The sequence below is a fragment of the Thermogutta sp. genome (assembly GCF_014359955.1).
In the GTDB taxonomy this organism is placed as follows: Bacteria; Planctomycetota; Planctomycetia; order Pirellulales; family Thermoguttaceae; genus Thermogutta.
Genome location: NZ_JACIYL010000383.1, coordinates 1 through 4119, shown reverse-complemented (window position 1 = coordinate 4119; position 4119 = coordinate 1). Strand labels below are relative to the sequence as shown.

Sequence of the window (4119 nt, the reverse complement as noted above, 5' to 3'; positions counted from 1 at the left end):
CACAGCTCTGGAAGGCGCTCTTTTTTCAACGGCCGCTCAAATCGCAGAGCGGCCTTGTGGGACGCTGTCCCTTGGAGGTGCTTACGCGAAAACGTCCCAACGGACAGGTGGAGTATATCTATGCTTTCAGGCGGGCCCCGATGGCTTCTCTTGAGGCGCAGAGAATTCGGTACATGCAGCGAATCAATGACCTTGAGTTTGTCGATCCACAGGGCACAACCCGTCTATTGACAGCGGAGGAAAGACAAAAACTCTATGATTTGGCCGAACGGAACGAAGACCTTAGTTTCACACTGATCAAAAAGGCGATTGGCATTCCCACCGGAAAAAAAGGTCAGGGCTGGCAGTGCAATTTGGAACGTGGCGGTGAGAAAAAATTGCCGGGTAATAGAACCGCTGCCCGAATTAGAAAAATCATCGGTGATATTGCATGGGAGAATCTGGGAAGCGAGAAACAAAAAGCGTTGGTGGATACTGTGATAGCATTTCTAAATGCTGACGCCCTTGAGGAGCATCTGCAAAGAGTCTGGGGATTTGACCGCGAAATGGCCTCTCAACTCGCTGAGATGCCCTTAGAGGAAGGCTACCACAGCTTCAGTCGCCGGGCTATTCGAAAGCTTTTGCCCTTATTAAAGCAGGGCGACCGTCTCAATGCGGCGATACAGAAAGTTTACGGCGGCACTCGGATGAGAGTTAATCAACATCCCAAACTGCCGCCGGTTCGCCAGGTTTTGCCGACTGCCAGAAATCCGCTGCTGATCCGGGCGCTCACCGAACTGCGTAAGGTCGTCAATGCTGTTATTCAGAAGTATGGAATTCCCCGGTATATTCGCGTGGAATTAGCTCGCGAATTGAAACGTTCCCGCAAAGAGCGTGAAGAAATTTCGAAGCGAATGCGGGAGCAGCAGAAACGGCGAGAGGAAGCGGCTCAAAAGGTACTGGAAGCACTTGGGCGAACCGCGACCGCTCGGGATATTGAGAAGTATCTGTTGGCTGAGGAATGCAATTGGGAATGCCCTTATACCGGCAGGCAGATTCGATTGGAATCGTTGCTGGGAGACCATCCCGAATTTGATGTGGAGCACATCTGGCCGCTGCATCGCTCGCTGGATGATTCCTTTCTGAATAAGACACTCTGCTATCACCAGGAGAATCGTTCAGTGAAAGCGGGACGCACTCCCTGCGAGGCTTATGCGGCCGATCCGGTACGCTGGCAGGAAATACTCACGCGAGTGAGGAATTTTCGTGGTCCGTTTGCACGGCAGAAACTTGATCGGTTTCAAGCGGAAGAAATACCGCCTGACTTTGCGCTAAGGCACCTGAGTGATACCCGGTGGATCTCCAAGGCGGCGGCTGACTATTTAGGACATTTGTACGGGGGAAGGATCGACCCGGCTGGACGCCAGCGAGTCTTCACAGTTACGGGCGGTTTGACGGCTCTCTTCCGACGTGCGTGGAATCTTAATGCCGTCTTGGGAGGAAGCCCTGAAAAGAATCGGTATGATCACCGTCATCACGCGATTGATGCACTTGTTGTGGCGCTGACCGATCCCTCGATGATCCAGAGGTTTTCGGAGGAGGCCAAAAAACTCTTGAGAACGTCGGACCGAGGGGCTGTGAAGGTTGATCCCCCATGGGATACCTTCCTCACTGACGTGCGGCGGCACGTGGAAGAGATTGTGGTTTCGTTCCGAGTCAGCCGCCGTCTTTCGGGAGCCCTGCATGATCAAACACATTACTCGCCACCCGTCGAACAGGGGAAGACAAAAGTCCGCAAGCGTCTGAACGCATTGTCTTCGCACGAAGTAGAAAGAATCGTCGATCCGGTGGTTCAGCGCTTGGTGAAGGAGAAGTTGAAACAACTTGGGGTGTCGGATCCCAAAAAGGCGTTTGCCACTGACAACAACCTGCCGATTATTCGTGGAAAGAATCATACCGCTTTGCCCGTTAAATCCGTACGGATTTGGGTCAGCAGTTCGGTGATTCCAGTGGGAGACGGTCCTCGGCGACGCTATGTCGTACCTGGAAACAATCACCACATTGAGATTTATGCTGTGATCGATGCGCAGGGCCAGGAAGTCCGGTGGAAGGGTAAGATTGTCAGCTTGTATGAAGCCTATGAGCGTAAAAAACGAGGCGAGCCCGTGGTTTGCCGTGATCACGGCCCAAATACTCGATTCAAATTCTCGCTGGCCAAAAGCGAATACATCGAGTGGATCAACGATGATGGCCAAAAGCAGCTTCTCCGGGTGGTTGGAATCTCCGACAATAATTTGGAATTGCGCTTGCCTTACGACGCTCGTCCAATTACGCTCATTAGAGAGGCAAAGGAGCGCATAGTCGCCACTTATCGGCAACTTTTCCAGCGTCGCGCACGGAAGGTGATGGTGACACCTTTGGGCGAGGTCCTTCCGGCGAATGATTAATCACGTCGTCGAACTGGCAAACAAACCGGCAAAACTGTCGGTGCGTCATCGACAACTCGTCATCAAGATGGGAGAAGAGCCAGAGGTGACTCTTCCTCTGGCAGAGCTTGCGGTTCTGATCGCGGCCAACCCGTGCATCACCTTGACGCAGCCGGTTCTGGCGGGCCTTGCGGAGGCGGGGGCTGTGTGCGTGATATGCGATGCGACGAGCCGGCCCGTGGGAACAATGTTCCCTCTGGTGAACCATCATATTCAAACCGAGCGGCTCGCTGCTCAGGCGCAGGCCTCGCTGCCCACACGAAAAAGATTATGGCAGCAAATCGTCCGCAGCAAGATTCAATCCCAGGCTGCTGTTCTTCACGAACTGCACGGACAGGATTATGGTTTAGCACGACTGGCAACGCGAGTTCGGTCGGGTGACACCTCGAATGTGGAAGCGATGGCGTCTCGTCGATATTGGCGGCACCTTTTCCAGGATCGAACCTTTCGCAGAGATCCCGATCGGAATGATCAGAATCGCTTTTTAAATTATGGCTACGCCATTTTACGGGCCGTTACTGCACGAGCCATAACGGGAGCAGGCCTCCATCCGAGTTTGGGAATTCACCACCATAATCGGTACAATCCGTTTTGTCTGGCGGACGATTTGATGGAGCCGTTTCGCCCTCGCGTGGATCTGTTGGTGGTTGGGTTATTGAGGGAGTTTCCAGCAGATGCAGAACTTACGCCGGAGGTGAAATCGCGTTTACTTAGGTTTCTCGAGGAGCGATATTTCCTCGAAGGTGAAAGCCGAACGCTATTCGATGTACTCAGTCGGATGGCCGCCTCGCTCGCAGACGTGTTTTTGAAGAAACGCCGTGACTTGCTGTTGCCCGATTGGAACTGTCATGCCTCGCGGTGATCTCCCGTCAGGTTACAAGATCATGTGGCTCTTTGTTTTGTTTGACCTGCCCATGGACGACCGGAAGGCAAGGAGGGAGTATGTACGTTTTCGCAAGCGGTTGCTGGAAATGGGGTTTTGTCAGTTGCAGTACTCTGTGTACGCGAGGCCATTTCCAAGTGAAGAGGCAATGCATCCCTATCGGCAGGAGATTCGAGCGAACCTGCCTCCGAAAGGTGCTGTTCGGCTGTTACCCGTCACAGACCGGCAATTCGGAAAAATGGAGAACTATGTGGGAAAAATCCTCCAGGAGAATGAAAAAGCCCCTCGGCAGCTCATGCTTTTTTGAGCATGGGCATGTCGCAAGTTATGTTGTTTCAATGAAATCGGTCGCAGGTAGTGTATCCGAGCGACGATTCCCCGCAAACCACAGCTGGCGTGGGCCTCGGTGGTCAGCGTCTGACAGTGTATCCGAGCGACGATTCCCCGCAAACCACAGCTGTCCCAAAAGTAAGCTCACCGACGCGTTCAGTGTATCCGAGCGACGATTCCCCGCAAACCACAGCATGGCAACCAGTACTACAAGACACAGGTGGAGTGTATCCGAGCGACGATTCCCCGCAAACCACAGCCATAGGCTCCGACTGTGACGGTGAAACTGAGTGTATCCGAGCGACGATTCCCCGCAAACCACAGCGTTTCGAGGGTCGCGGCGGGGTGGTACACCAGTGTATCCGAGCGACGATTCCCCGCAAACCACAGCCAAGCGTGATACCAATCGAGAACGGGATGAGTGTATCCGAGCGACGATTC

3 protein-coding genes and 1 CRISPR repeat array are annotated in these 4119 nt (G+C 53.5%); all 3 genes read left to right on the top strand.

Features of this window, described 5'->3' with window-relative positions:
- Positions 1 to 2426: type II CRISPR RNA-guided endonuclease Cas9 (gene cas9 / locus H5U08_RS11705; protein WP_297033211.1), on the top strand; the 2426-nt coding region annotated here is incomplete at its 5' end.
- Positions 2419 to 3327 carry a type II CRISPR-associated endonuclease Cas1 gene (cas1, locus tag H5U08_RS11700; RefSeq protein WP_297033209.1) on the top strand — a complete coding sequence of 303 codons (909 nt, stop codon included), beginning with the start codon at positions 2419 to 2421 and terminating at the stop codon, positions 3325 to 3327. The genes cas9 and cas1, both read left to right, overlap by 8 nt.
- A gap of 22 nt (positions 3328 to 3349) precedes the next feature.
- Complete coding sequence (gene cas2, locus H5U08_RS11695) at positions 3350 to 3655, top strand: CRISPR-associated endonuclease Cas2 (RefSeq protein WP_297033207.1); 306 nt, start codon at positions 3350 to 3352, stop codon at positions 3653 to 3655.
- A gap of 49 nt (positions 3656 to 3704) precedes the next feature.
- Positions 3705 to 4069: direct repeats of the CRISPR family, unit length 36 nt; unit sequence AGTGTATCCGAGCGACGATTCCCCGCAAACCACAGC.
- Between the last annotated feature and the right edge of the window lie 50 nt (positions 4070 to 4119).